We start from the raw sequence: 12,670 nt of genomic DNA on the forward strand, positions 1-12,670 counted from the left end.
AACCGGATTCGCGATCAGGCGAAGTCGAAAATCGGTGGTAGTGCGATGATTACGGCTGCGGCCCAGGCGCCGTAAACCGGCAGGTATTGGGTCTGCCAGCGTTCTACGTCGGCGAATCCGCGTCGGCCACGGACGAATCCGAAGCCGAGCCGGACCGACCATGCCAGGTTCACCAGCAGCACCAGGTTCATGCCGAGCGCCACTGTCTTGTTCGGGGTGAAGCCGAATTCCGCGATGCGCGAGAGCATTGCGGCCAGCATCACCACGTCGACGGCGAGGGCGCTGACGACCAGGATCAGTTGTAGCCAGTCGAAGGTATCGGGGGAGACGTGCGGATCGCGCGCGGAGATCGCGTACAACAGCAATCCGAGCACCACCACGAGGATCAGGTCCATCAGGATCAGCAGATTGCGGTCGATGTCGATGACGCTGCGGTTGGCCGCGAACGCCACCAGCAGCGCGAGCAACATCACGACCGTGAGCGGAGTGAACACGCGGGTGAGCACCGGGGCGATGTTCTCCACCACGTTCTGTTTGGCCTCGACCAGCCAGGCCGCGACGATCACCGCACCCGCCACGCCGAACGGCATCACCCAATCTTGAATGACCCATTCGATGTTCACGTCGAGCGTGCCGAACGCGTTGACCGTCAGCGCCATCAGTACGCCGCCGCCGAAGGCGAGCAGGGTGAGGTAGACAATCCATTCGCCGGTGAATCGGATGAAATCCATTCGGCGCCGGTCGGATCGCCATTCCCCGCCGACGTAGCCGAGGCCGACGACGAACCACAGCGCGATCGGCGCGTGGATCGCGGCGATGATCTCGGTCGATCCATCCGGGTCGAAGGGAAAAACGTTCAGCACGATGGCGGCGAGTGCGAACGGCACCAGCAACGCGGCGGCGAGGCGCGGCGTCAGCTGCCGCTTCCACGCGAAATAGCCAGCGAGGAACGGTAATACGAACAGGCTCACATTGCGCGCTGCCGTGGCACCATCGAGTACCGCGAGGCCGACCTTCAACGTCAGCGCCGCGATGACGGCCAGAGCGAGCACGACGAGCAACTCACGCTTGGGCCGGGCGTGCCCGCCTTCGGGTTCGGCGGGCAGCAGTACCAGCTGTTTCCACAGCCGATCGGAATGTTCGCGCGCGAACTCGCGGGAGATCGAGTCCACGCTGCCCATTCGTTTGACCGCGACCAGAAACGCCTCGTCGGATGCCAGTCCGGCGCCGGTCAGATCCGAAACCTGCTCGCGCAGATGATCTTCCATCTCCTCGACGTCGGCGGCCGATATCGCGTGATGCCGCCGGACATAGCCGCGCCACTGTCCGATCTGCGATTCCAGCTCGGCATCGGTACTCATCACGCCCATCCCTTCGCCGCGGTCGGCGGCTGCTCGACGCTGCGCCAGACCTGTCCGAGTGCCTCGGCCACGACGGCCCATTGGGTGCGGCGTTCCGCGAGCGCGGCCCGGCCCGAGTCGGTGATCGCATAGTGTTTGCGCCGCCGCCCACTGTCGGCGGACTGCCAGGTCGACGTCACATGGCCCAGCCGTTCCAGCCGGTGCAGCAGCGGATAGAGCATCCCGTCGGTCCATTGCATACGCCCGCCGGACAGCTCGTTGACCCGTTTGAGAATGGCGTACCCGTAGGACTCGCCGTCGGCGAGTATCCCGAGTACCAGCGGCGTCGCCGACGCCGCCACCAAGTCTTTGTCGATATGCATCGGACTCCGATACCTAGATCTGCTAGGTATCGACGCTAGCAGAGACCGCTGCGGCCGGCCACGATTCAGCACCTGCTGTGCGTCGACCACGGGTCGTCGGCAGACCGTCCGACCGATTCGGTTCGACTGCGATGATTTTCGGGGCAGTGTCGGGTCACTACATCAGAGCAGTTCGATCCGAGCCTGGAGGAAACCGTGACCGAGAAGACCACCAGCCCCTTGCCCCCCGTCGTCGATCAGCGGACCTGGCAGGCCGCGCTCGACGAACTCCGGATACGGGAGAAGGCCGCCACTCGTGAACTCGACGCCATCGCCGCCCAACGCCGCAAACTGCCGATGGTCGAGCTCCCGGACTACACACTGATCGGCCCGGACGGCCCAGTCCGGTTGGTCGATGTGTTCGATGGGCGTTCCCAACTCATCGTCTACAACCACATGTGGTCCGACGGCGCGGAGTGGCAGTGCGGCGGCTGCACAGGGCTCACGTCGCAGTACGTCCGCCTGGGCCACCTGGACAACTACGATGCTCGCTTCGTGATCGTCACCAACGGGCCTATCGACGAGGCATTGGCGTACAAGGCCAAGGTCGGCAACACAATGGACTGGTATTCGTCGTCGGAAAGCTCGTTCGGCGCCGACGTCGACGCGCCACCCGGTGCGGGCTTCGCGGTGAACGTCTTCCTCCGCGACGGCGACAAGGTCTACCGCACCTGGCACACCAACGGCCGCGGCACCGAGCAGCTCAGCTACACCTTCGCATTGATCGACATCCTCCCCTGGGGCCGCCAAGAGGAATGGCAGGATTCACCCGACGGCTGGCCGAAGTCGCCCACCTACTCCAATTGGCTCGACTCTCCCGACGTCGCCCGGCTTTACGGCCCGAACCACGAAACCCCGTAGCGGAGCGGCAGTTCGGGTGCTGGTATCCGCTGTGAGATCATTCCCACGAATCAACTTTCCAAAGCTAAGGATCTCACCTCGTGCCCACAGAATTTGATTTCCTCGACCCGGTGACCTGGACAGGCCAGATCTTCAGCGACGGCTGGCGTGCGGCGCACGTGACCGTCCCGGTGATCGAACCGGCCACCGGGTCCGAAATCGGCCGCACGGGTGCGGCCCGGGTCGATGACGTCGCCGCGGCGGCGCGATCCGCGGCCGCGAACCAACATGCGTGGGCTGCTCGTCCATTCACCGAACGGGCCGCCGTGCTGCGTCGGGCCGGCGATCTGTTTCACAAGCACGCCGCCGACCTGCGGCACTGGCTGATCCGCGAGGCGGGATCGGTGCCAGGGAAGGCCGCCGTGGAAACCGAAGCGGCGGCGCAGGAATGTTTCGAGTCGGCCGCTTTGGCCTCGACGCCGCCGGGAGTGTTGTTGCCCACCGAGTACGACCGGCTCTCGATGAGCCGGCGCGTGCCAGTGGGGGTTGTCGGGGTGATCGCGCCGTTCAACTTCCCGCTCACCCTCGCCATCCGCTCGGTCGCCCCCGCTCTCGCCCTCGGCAATGCCGTGTTGCTGAAACCGGATCCGCGTACTGCGGTCTCCGGCGGCGTGGTGCTCGCGCGGATCTTCGAGGCGGCCGGGCTGCCCGAGGGGCTGCTGCATGTGCTGCCGGGTGGTGCCGAGATCGGCGAGGCGTTGATCGTCGATCCGTTGGTGCCGGTGATCTCGTTCACGGGTTCGACAGCGGTCGGTCGCCGCGTCGGCGAGCTGGCCGCCCGCCACCTCAAGCGAGCGCATCTAGAACTCGGTGGCAATTCGGCGTTGATCGTCCTGGACGATGCCGATCTCGATGCGGCGGTTGGTCTCGGTGCATGGGGAGCGTTCCTGCACTCGGGTCAGATCTGCATGGCGACTGGCCGTCATCTAGTGCACGAAAGCCTGCTCGATGACTATGTCGAGCGACTCGCCGCCAAGGCCGACGCTCTCCCCGTAGGGGACCCGGCCACCGAACAGGTCGCACTCGGGCCGGTCATCGACGCCGGACAACGCGACAAGATTCACGAATTGGTGACCTCGGCGGTCGATGCGGGGGCGAAGCTGGTGGCCGGCGGGCAGTACCGCGACCTGTTCTATCGCCCCACCGTGCTCGCCGGGGTATCGGAGACGATGCCGGTCTACACGCAGGAAGTATTCGGCCCGGTCGCCCCCGTGCTGTCGTTCCGCGGCGTGGACGAGGCAGTGCGGCTCGCGGCAGGCAATGACTACGGACTCAGTCTCGGCATCGTCACCGCGGACGCGGCGCGCGGCCTCGAGCTCGCCGAGCGCATCCCCACCGGGATAGTGCACATCAACGATCAGACCGTCGGTGGTGAAGCGGTCGCGCCCTTCGGTGGATTCGGTGCGTCGGGCACCGGTAGCCGGTTCGGCGGCATTGCCGCGAACCTCGAGGCGTTCACCGAAACCCGATGGATCACTATGCAGCGCAGGCCCGCGACCTACCCGTTCTGAGCAGCGATCGCGCGATCAGATCAACAGGGTTCTGGCCTCGCCCGCTGTGACGATCGATCCGGTGATCAGCACGCCGCCATCGGTTGCCGGGCAAAGCTGTTGCGCGGCCGCGATCGCGCGGTCCAGTGTCGCTTCGGTGTGCACGCGCTGCTTACCGAAGATCTGCGTGGCGATGACGGCGAGGTCGGCGGCAGGCAGTGCCCTCGCGCTGGCGTTCACGCTGACGACGATGCTGTCCAACACCGGCTCCAGCGCGCGCAGAATGCCTGCGACGTCCTTGTCTCCCATGATGGAAACGACGCCGACGAAGTGGATGCCGGGAAACGCGTCGGCCAGTGCTCGCGCGGTAGTGCGCGCTCCCGCCGGGTTGTGCGCGGCGTCCAGCACGGTCAACGGTGTCGAGCCGACCACCTCCAGCCGACCGGGTGAGGTCACCGACGCTATCCCCGCCCGAACGAGGTCGAGGTCGAGTTCTGTTTTCGGCCGAAGAAAAGCCTCGGCGGCGGCCAAGGCGACCGCGGCATTCTGCGCCTGGTGCGGGCCGTGCAACGGCAGTTCTAGTTCGCCGAACGTGCTGCCTGACGGCAGCCGCACGTCGAGTACCTGCCCGAAGTCGGTGGCGGTGCGGGCTGCAACGGCGAAATCCCTGTCCTCCCACCATGCGGTCGCGCCGACTTCGGCCACCCGAGCGGACAGCACGGGCCGCACCTCATCGAGCTGGCGGGCGATCACGACGGTGCTGTCCGGTTTGATGATCCCGGCCTTCTCCGTGGCGATCTCGGCGGGGGTGGAGCCCAAAAACTTCTGGTGATCCAGATCGATCGGGGTGATGACCGAGACCACCGAATCCACGACGTTCGTAGCATCCCAGGCACCGCCGAGCCCGACCTCGATAACCCCCACGTCGATTCGCGCTTCCGCCAGAGCGGCGAACACCACGCCCATGAACGCCTCGAAATAGGACATTGTCAGCGGTTGCGTGCGATCGACCTGCTCGATGAAGGGTTGCACCCGGCGGTAGGTCCGCACGAAACGTTCGGCCGAAAGCGGCTGACCATCGATGGTGACCCGCTCGGTCAGTGATTGCAGGTGCGGGCTCGTGAAACCGCCTGTCTTCAATCCATGAGCCCGAAGCACCGCTTCGGTGATCCGGCTGGTGGACGTCTTCCCGTTCGTCCCGGTCAGATGCACGACCGGGTAGGCCCGGTGCGTGCCGCCCATCAGATCGGTGAGGGCGCTGACTCGATCGAGACTCGGTTGCGGCGCGGATTCCGGCACTCGGGACAACAGCCCGTGCTCGATGTCCAGCAGCTCTCGATACCAGTCTGTCTCGGTCGCCATATCGAACGACCATAGCGGTCCAGCGGGGGTCAGCGGTCGTGTAGTGAGGGCTAGCACACATCCGACCGGAATGGCACCGCAGGCAGGTAGTGCTCCCACCATTGCCGAGTCAACGTAGCCCGCGCCGCCGCGCACATGCCTGCCACCGCGGTATCCGGGTCCAGGTCCCAGGAGTAGGCGCCCCCGTTCTGGCCCACTGCCACCAGGCTGCGACCGTCGGGCGCGAACTGCAGGTTCCACCGGGTTGGCCGGACCGGCACGATCGAACGCCCGATGGCACTGACCTCGGCCGAATCCGCGGTGTCCCACAGCTGGATTCCGGCGTTATTGCTGGCCGCCGCCAGCATCCGACCGTCCGGGCTGAATGCCACTGAGGATATTTCCGAGGGTGCTCCTGTTGGCGCCAGCGTGGACTGCCGTAGTGGATGAGCCGGATCAGCGAGATCGAAGAGTTGAATCGAACCATCTTGACTGCCCGCGGCCAGCAGGTGGCCTTGGCGGCCGAACGCGAGGGCACTCACTGCGGGGTAACCGACCGTCAACGGTTGCCCGAGCTGCTTGGGGTGGGCCGGGTCGCTGACGTCCCACAGCCAGATTCTGCCGTCGGCCGTTCCGGCGGCCAGCATGCGGTCGTCCGCATCGAAGATCGCGGTGGTGATCCAGCTGGCGCCCTCGGCCGACACCTTGCCGAGGGGTACCGGTCGGCTCAGATCGGTGAGATCCCAGATGGTCATCGACTGATCGGTGTCCCCGGCGACGAGATGCAGGCCGTTGTTGTCGAAGGCGAGCCCGGTGAAGTACTTACTCTGGGTGGGCAGGATGGCGCCGGGCGTGCGTGCGCGTGCCGCATCGGCCAGATTCCAGAGGGTGATATTGCCGCTACCGGAAGCGGCCTCGGCCAGCACAGATCCGCGGGGGTTCACGGCCATGGTCAAGATGGGGCTGTTTCCGGGGATGGGGTACTGATCACGCCGCCATTGCGTCGACCCGTTCGGGCTGTCCCATTTCAGGACACCCGCCTCGCGAGATTTCAAGGCGAGATGCAATCCATTGGGACTGATCGCGGCCATCGCGACCCCGGCCTGCTGGTCCGCGATATGCGCCTTGGGCAGCGACCAGATACGCACCATGCCGTCTTGGTTGCCGGACGCCAGGATGCCCCGAACCGGATCGAAGGACACACTGTTGACACCGCTGTTGTCGGCCAGCGGCTCTGTTGCCGGAATCGGTGCCGCCGGGTTGGCCACATCCCAGATGCTGATCGTTCCGTCCCAGCTACCCACGGCGAGCTGGGTGCCATCCGGGCCGAACGCCACCGACCAGACCGGGCCCGTCTGGTTGGCCAGAGCCGGACCAACAAGCACGGGCGTCGCGGGAGCTGTTACGTCCCAGAGCTTTACCGTGTGATCATCGCTTCCGGCGGCCAGCAGACGGCTGTCCGGGCTGAACGCCACCGAATGGCTGATGTCGGTGAATCCGGTCAGCGGCGGGCCGAGCGAGGTAGGAGTCAGCGGGTCGGTCACGTCCCAGAGGCTGATCGTGGTGTCATTGCCGCCCGCGGCCAAGAGATGCCCGTCAGGGCTGAACGCGAGAGTGCGCACCGCGTTCTTGGCGCCGCTGATCACCCGGGACAACGTCGGATGCTCGCTGATACTCCACAACCGGATGGTCGCATCCCGACAGGCCAGGGCCAATATCGGTAGGCGCGGGTCGAAGGCAACGGTGAAGATCGAACTGCAGCCCGCATCGATCGGTGCGCCTATCGGCCGCGGCTGCGCCGGGTCGGACACGTTCCACAGATAGATCACGCCACTCTCGGTACCGGCCGCGAGGAATTGACCGTCGTTCGAGAAAGAGACCGAACTGACCCACCCCTGCTGGGTGGGCAACGGCGCACCGAGCGGACGGTAGTTGGCGGGATCAGTGGTGTCCCATAGTCGTACGGTGCTGTCATTACTGGCCGAGGCCAAGACTCGACCATTCGGGCTGTGCGCGACCATGTACACGGCACCGGTATGCCCGGGCAGTGACGCGGCCATCGGGTAGTTCTGCGCGGCCAGCAAGCGCGAATAGATCCGCGGGTCCTCGGGGCGCAATTGGTGGGCGACCAGAATCAGCTTCGCGGCCAGATTGGGATCGTTGGCCCGGACGTCGTCGGCTTGGGCCAATAGCGAGGTGAATATCGCGTTGTCCCGTTGCTCCGCCGAAACCCTGGCCTGCCGAACGGCATACGTCGCCGAGGTGGTCGCGACGATCATCAGGATCGTCAGCGCTGCGATGGCGGCGACTTTGAGTCTGGTAACCCATTGCCGATGACGTTGCGAAGCGGACAGGAACTCGCTCGCCTGTCCCGCCAGCTGCTGCCGCGAGCGTGCCGCTTCGCTCCACTCGACGGCTTGGCCCAGGCGATGACCGGTGTAAAGCAGCTGCTTGTCCCGTCCGGCCGAATCCCATTCCTTCGAGGCCTCTTCCAGACGTTGCCGCACGATGTTGCCGCTGCGGTCGGCATCGATGAGTTTCCGTAGCCGGTCCCATGAGGTGATCACCGCTTCGTGCGTGAACTCGACCAGTTCCGCGTCGATCGTCACCAGCCGGGCATCGGTGAACACCTCCAACGCCGCGCGGGTGGCCCGCGGGTCGTTGGAATGACTGATGAGTTCATCGATGGGAACGCGACGACGGGTATCCGCGGCATCGTCGCCGACATGGACCAGCCGTAACAGCAGATCTTCTGCCACAAGCTTGCTCGCGTCGTCGAGCCGAGCCCACGCCTGCTCGCCGGTGACGGTGACCGCGCCCGAGATGCCGCCTGCGTTCCGATAACCCTTGACTGTCAGCCGCACTCCGTTTTCCCGTTGTCGCCAGGTGGCGGCAAGGACATGTGACAGCAGCGGCATGGAGGCGGGTGTGGCCAGCGATTGTTTGGTTCCGCTGACCGCGCCGAAGTCGTGCAGGATCATGTCGACCAGCGCGGGTTCCACTCGCAATCCGGCGGACCGTGCGGGCGACAAGATCACGTCACGGAGTTCGCCGAGGTTCATCGGCCGCAGGACCATGGCCCGCCGCTGCACCGAATTCGCGAGTTCCGGATATCCGAGGCAGTGCGAGTAGAAGTCGGCGCGCACGCCGACCACGACGGCACAGCGGGCGGTCGAGTCGCCCGGCTTCGGAGTCGATGCCGCCGCCAGTGCCGTGATGAAGGCGGCGCGTTCGTCCTCGTCCGTGCACAGCGTGAAGATTTCCTCGAGCTGGTCGACCACGACCAGTACCCGGTCCGTCGCATCGAGGGCCTGCTGGATCTGGTCGCCGAGGGCCGTGAGCGGATCTCGGCCCGGTACGAGCAGGATGGTCGACCACGTCTCCCCGGGCTCGAGTCGCAGCAGGCCTTGTTGGGTCGCTGGTACCAGACCCGCTCGCAGCAAGGAGGACTTGCCGGCACCGGAGGCCGCGATCAAGCTGACGATCGCACCGTCGGACGACTGCGATAGGGCAGCTCTGGTCACCGCGACCAGCTCGGAAATATGCTTACCCCGACCAAAGAATCGGTCGCTGTCCTCGATCTCGTAGGGGGCGAGGCCCAAATAGGGACACTTCGACGGCGTCGGCACAGTGGTGTCAGCCGGTTTGTCGTTGCCCCCACCGGCGGACGTGGCGGAGCGTGCGTGCTCCCATCGCTGCGACCACCACCGCATTTCGTACATCCCGGGCCGGGGCGCGGGGACGGACCTGCTGCGGGCGTTCTTGACGAGAACCTCGAGCACTAGCTGAAAAGCATCGAACCGAGCCGGAACCCGGCGTCCGTTGCGCCACTCGCTGATCCTCGGACCCGTCACTTTGATCGGGACCGCCCCGTGGTACCTGCGCCGCTGGACCTCCGACACCTCGGCCGCCAGCCGGGCCAGTGGCGGCTCGCCTGCGGCCGTATACAGCTGTGCGAAGGACTCGGCCAGGACCTCACGCGGGTTCATGCCCGCGGTCTCGGTTGCTTCCGTATCCACGGGCGTACCGTACCCGCCCGTTCGTTTCCGAAAGATGAAACATGGGTTGACCAGGGGATTCAAGTTGGTCGACCGACCTGTCCCCGCGCAATGACGCCGCTGGTGCCGGGCTACTCCCGCTTCGCTTTCGAAACATCCGAAACAGGCTTTGACCAGCTGTTATCGCGGGAAAAGTGACCGCAGTGCTTGCCCGGTCGCCGACCGTCGATGACGCTGGTGTTCGGTATGCGCTTACCGGGGGGATACGCACTGCCACGAACGTACGAACCACACAGGTGTGTGTCCAACTCACGTCGCCCGGAGGGGAGCCGACGTGGGTGCGGCCCGCGCCGAGAACAGGTAGGCCGTTCTGTCAACACTGTCGAAGTGCCGATGAGCCCAACGAGGCCCAATTCCGCATACCGGCACTCGGTGCACCGTGATGGGGATACTGTCGAGCAGGTCGCGCCTGGGTCGCTTTGCGCGGGCTGTGGACATATCTACTGTCCGCACACCGAAGAGAGGGTGTCCCTTGCGCCGCAAGCTGTTTGCCGCCGTCATGCTCACCGTCGTCGCTGCTAGCGGGCTAAGTGCCTGCGGCAGTGGCGATCCGAACGTGTTGAAGATCGGCACCGAAGGGGTTTACTCCCCCTTCAGCTACCAGGGTTCGGACGGCAAGCTCACCGGATACGACATCGAGGTAGTCCAGGCGGTCGCCGAAAAGCTCGGCAAGAAAGTCGAATTCGTGCAGATTCCGTGGGACGCGATCTTCGCCGGACTCGAGTCGAAACGGTTCGACCTCATCGCCAACCAGGTGACGGTCAATGACGAGCGCAAGGTCAAATACGCGCTGTCGCAGCCGTACACCTTCTCCGAGGGCGTGATCGTCACCCGAACGGACACCAACGGCATCACCTCGCTCGCCGACCTCAACGGCAAGACCTGCGCAGAGTCCGCCACCACCACCTGGGCCAAGGTCGCCACGAACGCGGGCGCGAAAATCGAAGCGGTAGAAGGCTTTGTGCAGGCCATCCAGCTGCTGAAGATCGGCCGCGTCGACGCCGTCGTCAACGACAACCTAGCCGTCGCCGAATACACCAAGAAGACCGGCGATACCAGCGTGCGGATCGCGGGCAAAACCGGCGCCGCCAGCCTGCAAGCGCTCGCGGCCCGCAAGGGTGACGCGCTGATGACCGACGTCGACAAGGCGTTGAACACCCTGCGCGCAGACGGCACGCTGGCGAAGATTTCCGAGAAGTACTTCGGCACCGACGTCAGCAAATAGGCATGGCAGTAAGGACTTAGGCCCGCTCACGCTGGACTATCGGCGGCAGGGTCGGTGTCGAGGGCATCGAGCACCGCTTCGCCGTTTGCCCTCGCCCACTCGGTCAGCATGTGGATCGGGTCGATCAGCGTCATTCCGAGTGGGGTGAGTTCGTACTCGACGCGGGGCGGCACCTCGGCGTAGGCGTGGCGGCGGACGAGTCCGTGCGCCTCGAGTCGCCGGAGCGTCTGGGTCAGCATTTTGCGGGAGATGCCGCCGATCAGCTCGACCAGCTCGCCGTGCCGCACCGGGCCCTCGCTGAGGCCGTAAAGCTCGGCGGTCCCGAGGTACTCACCGTCGTGGACGCGCCCGAGCCCCAGCCGCTCCCGACCGAGGTGCTCGTCCGCGTCGCGGCGATCGGGCTGAACCCGCTGGAGGCGCGCTTGCGCGCCGGCGAGTTCCCGCTGATCGGCCGGCCGCCGTTCATCCTCGGCTGGGACATCAGTGGCGTGGTCGAGCGGGCGCCGCAGACGTGGCGGTTCAGGCCCGGCGACGAGGTGTTCGGGATGCCGCTGTTCCCGCGGGCGGCGAGCGCGTACGCCGAGTTCGTTTCGGCGCCGGCGTTGCACCTGGCACCCAAGCCTGCGTCGCTCTCGCACGTCGAGGCGTCGGCGTTGCCGGTTGTCGGGTTGACGGCGTGGCAGGGCCTCGTCGACCTCGGCGGCGTGACCGAGGGCGACCGCGTCCTGGTGCACGGCGGTGGCGGCGGGGTCGGCCACGTCGCGATCCAGATCGCGAAAGCGTTTGGCGCGCACGTGATCACGACCGTCAGCGCGAGCAAGCGAAAGTTCGTAGAGGACTTCGGCGCCGACGAGGTGATCGACTACACGGCGGTCGACTTCACCGAGGCGGTCCGCGACATCGACCTCGTGCTCGATACGATCGGCGGCGACACCGTCGAACGGTCCCTCGAAGTACTCCGCCCCGGCGGTCACCTGGTGACCGCGGTCGCCGAGGATGATCCGGAGCTCGCCGCCAGGTACGAGGCGGCAGGCATGCGCTTCAGCGGCGTCGCCGTCGACCCCGATCCGGTCGCCCTGCGAGGTCTCGTCGACCTCGTCGAGCAGGACAAGCTCCGGGTCCACGTGCAGGAGACGTTCCCGTTCGACCGCATCGCCGACGCGCACCGGCTGCTCGACGCCGGTCACCTCCAGGGCAAGCTCGTCCTCACCCTCTGATTGCCACTTGGCGCGCGGTCGGCCGACCCGATCAAGCGGCCGGCCGCGCCGCTACTGATCTCCGCGCAGGTACCGGGTCACCATGTCCACCAACTCGTTCTCCACCGTCTCGATCGCGATGCCGCGTGGATCGGCCATGAGCTTGTGCGTGTTCACCTCCACCGTGAACAGGATCAGCTCCGCCGCGGTGTCGAGATCGCGCACGCGCACATCGGGGTGCCGGGCGAGTAGTTCGCGCAGCTGACCGACGCGGAGCTGCCCGTGCCGGTCGACGGTGTCGAGTAGCTCCTGGGACAGCGGCGCTTCCTCGATCATGATCCGCAGCAGCTTCGGGTCGTCGCGGTGGTTGTCGATGGCATCGCGGACCAGCGCCCGGACCGTCGTCTGCAGGCTGCCGGGGGATAGGTCGAGCTGGTCGGCCTGGGTCCACCGGCCGCGGTCGATGTGCTGGACCAGCAGTTCGGCGAGGATGGCGTCCTTGTTCGGAAAGTATTGGTACAGCGAGCCGATGGAGATGCGGGCGCGTTCGGCGATGCGGTTCGTGGTGCCCGCGGCGTAGCCGTGCTCGGTGAAAATGTGAGCAGCCGCGGTGAGGATGCGTTCGCGGGTGAGCTCGGCGCGCACCTGGCGGGGCTTGCGACGTGGGTCGAGACGGCGGCCGGCCGACGGCATTCGGG

10 protein-coding genes are annotated in these 12,670 nt (G+C 66.0%); 4 read left to right on the plus strand and 6 right to left on the minus strand.

The genetic code is table 11. The features are described 5' to 3' along the window. Nucleotides 1-14: 14 nt before the first annotated feature. Entirely contained in the window at nucleotides 15-1,361 is a 1,347-nt protein-coding gene (locus tag ACIBCN_RS20325; RefSeq protein WP_396993130.1) for a permease prefix domain 1-containing protein, read from the minus strand. Next, nucleotides 1,361-1,723, minus strand: a complete 363-nt coding sequence (locus ACIBCN_RS20330; RefSeq protein ID WP_396993131.1) for a PadR family transcriptional regulator — start codon at nucleotides 1,721-1,723, stop codon at nucleotides 1,361-1,363. Before ACIBCN_RS20330 ends, ACIBCN_RS20325 begins: the two co-directional genes overlap by 1 nt. 195 nt (nucleotides 1,724-1,918) lie before the next feature. Between ACIBCN_RS20330 and ACIBCN_RS20335 the strand changes: the two genes are divergently transcribed. Together ACIBCN_RS20335 and ACIBCN_RS20340 are read left to right on the plus strand one after the other, a co-directional pair. Further along, on the plus strand, nucleotides 1,919-2,623 hold the full coding sequence (locus ACIBCN_RS20335; RefSeq protein ID WP_396993132.1) for a DUF899 domain-containing protein: 705 nt from the start codon (nucleotides 1,919-1,921) through the stop codon (nucleotides 2,621-2,623). An 80-nt stretch (nucleotides 2,624-2,703) separates the two neighbouring features. After that, nucleotides 2,704-4,173 carry an aldehyde dehydrogenase family protein gene (locus ACIBCN_RS20340; RefSeq protein ID WP_396993133.1) on the plus strand — a complete coding sequence of 490 codons (1,470 nt, stop codon included), beginning with the start codon at nucleotides 2,704-2,706 and terminating at the stop codon, nucleotides 4,171-4,173. Nucleotides 4,174-4,188: 15 nt separating this feature from the next. Here the strand turns inward: ACIBCN_RS20340 and ACIBCN_RS20345 are convergent, their stop codons facing one another. Continuing rightward, nucleotides 4,189-5,514: a bifunctional folylpolyglutamate synthase/dihydrofolate synthase gene (locus ACIBCN_RS20345; RefSeq protein WP_396993134.1), complete on the minus strand. Its 1,326-nt coding sequence runs from the start codon at nucleotides 5,512-5,514 to the stop codon at nucleotides 4,189-4,191. Nucleotides 5,515-5,564: 50 nt separating this feature from the next. Next, a complete protein-coding gene (locus ACIBCN_RS20350) occupies nucleotides 5,565-9,512 on the minus strand; it encodes a hypothetical protein (protein ID WP_396993135.1) in 3,948 nt (1,315 codons plus the stop codon). Between the two features lie 511 nt (nucleotides 9,513-10,023). Between ACIBCN_RS20350 and ACIBCN_RS20355 the strand changes: the two genes are divergently transcribed. After that, a complete protein-coding gene (locus tag ACIBCN_RS20355) occupies nucleotides 10,024-10,776 on the plus strand; it encodes a transporter substrate-binding domain-containing protein (protein WP_396993136.1) in 753 nt (250 codons plus the stop codon). Nucleotides 10,777-10,802: 26 nt separating this feature from the next. Here the strand turns inward: ACIBCN_RS20355 and ACIBCN_RS20360 are convergent, their stop codons facing one another. Then, a complete protein-coding gene (locus ACIBCN_RS20360) occupies nucleotides 10,803-11,063 on the minus strand; it encodes a winged helix-turn-helix transcriptional regulator (protein ID WP_396993137.1) in 261 nt (86 codons plus the stop codon). On the opposite strand from ACIBCN_RS20360, the gene ACIBCN_RS20365 reads away from it, so the two are divergent. Beyond that, on the plus strand, nucleotides 11,055-11,993 hold the full coding sequence (locus ACIBCN_RS20365; RefSeq protein WP_396993138.1) for an NADP-dependent oxidoreductase: 939 nt from the start codon (nucleotides 11,055-11,057) through the stop codon (nucleotides 11,991-11,993). The two genes, ACIBCN_RS20360 and ACIBCN_RS20365, sit on opposite strands and share 9 nt — an antisense overlap. 51 nt (nucleotides 11,994-12,044) lie before the next feature. On the opposite strand, the gene ACIBCN_RS20370 is transcribed toward ACIBCN_RS20365, so the two are convergent. After that, nucleotides 12,045-12,665 carry a TetR/AcrR family transcriptional regulator gene (locus tag ACIBCN_RS20370; RefSeq protein ID WP_396993139.1) on the minus strand — a complete coding sequence of 207 codons (621 nt, stop codon included), beginning with the start codon at nucleotides 12,663-12,665 and terminating at the stop codon, nucleotides 12,045-12,047. Nucleotides 12,666-12,670 lie beyond the last annotated feature (5 nt).

Origin of the sequence: Nocardia sp. NPDC051052, from assembly GCF_044456045.1 — a bacterium.
Taxonomy (GTDB): Bacteria; Actinomycetota; Actinomycetes; order Mycobacteriales; family Mycobacteriaceae; genus Nocardia.

What these genes read in the sequence shown, in the direction of transcription:
- ACIBCN_RS20330 (WP_396993131.1), bottom strand. Translation starts at nt 1,723, where the DNA reads ATGCATATCGACAAAGACTTGGTGGCGGCGTCGGCGACGCCGCTGGTA.
- ACIBCN_RS20345 (WP_396993134.1), bottom strand. Translation starts at nt 5,514, where the DNA reads ATGGCGACCGAGACAGACTGGTATCGAGAGCTGCTGGACATCGAGCAC.
- ACIBCN_RS20370 (WP_396993139.1), bottom strand. Translation starts at nt 12,665, where the DNA reads ATGCCGTCGGCCGGCCGCCGTCTCGACCCACGTCGCAAGCCCCGCCAG.
- ACIBCN_RS20325 (WP_396993130.1), bottom strand. Translation starts at nt 1,361, where the DNA reads ATGAGTACCGATGCCGAGCTGGAATCGCAGATCGGACAGTGGCGCGGC.